We start from the raw sequence: 660 nt of genomic DNA on the forward strand, positions 1-660 counted from the left end.
GGTGTAGCAGGGCCAGGGATTGTTCGACGATCCATCGCCCTGTCACCTTGTCGCGGGTGCCGCGGCGCGGGATGTGCCCGGTGATACGACGTTGCCGCAGGTCGGCATACACGCGCGGATAGTCGTAGCCTTTGTCCGCGATAAGTGCCTTGATCCGGTGGCGTGGCCGACCCGCTCTGCCGCGCAGCGGCCGGACCCGGTCGAGCAACTCGGGCAGCACCAGGTGGTCGTTGACGTTGGCGCCCGACAGCGCGACCGCGAGAGGTAGCCCGTTTCCGCAGGTCAGGATGTGGTGTTTCGAGCCGGTCTTGCGGCGGTCGACCGGGCTCGGGCCGGTTGCGGCGCCCCTTTTTTCGCCCGCACGTGCGAGGCGTCGGCGATGACTCGGTCGAAGTCGATCAACCCGGCGGTATGGCAGTGGGTGAGCATCGCCTGATGCATCGCCTCGAACACTCCGGCCGCTTGCCAGTCCCGCACCCGTCGCCAGCAGGTCATGCCGGACCCGAATCCCAGTTCTTGGGGCAGGTCTTCCCAACCGATCCCGGTGAACAGCACGAACAAGATCCCTTGCAACACCAGCCGGTCGTCCATCCGCGCCGGCCCCGGCGTGCCTGGTGCCCGGACCGGCAGTAGCGGTTCGATCACTGTCCACAACTCGTC

The 660-nt window shown here is 67.1% G+C and carries 2 protein-coding genes; both read right to left on the reverse strand.

Going from position 1 to position 660, the window contains the following annotated elements:
* The coding region (locus tag GVY64_RS37575; RefSeq protein WP_236567554.1) for a transposase at positions 1 to 289 on the reverse strand (289 nt) is incomplete at its 3' end.
* Positions 283 to 660 (reverse strand): transposase (locus tag GVY64_RS37075; RefSeq protein ID WP_159851372.1); only part of this gene is annotated, 378 nt, incomplete at its 5' end. The genes GVY64_RS37575 and GVY64_RS37075, both read right to left, overlap by 7 nt.

The sequence above is a fragment of the Nocardia sp. CY41 genome, from assembly GCF_009829325.1.
GTDB lineage: Bacteria > Actinomycetota > Actinomycetes > Mycobacteriales > Mycobacteriaceae > Nocardia.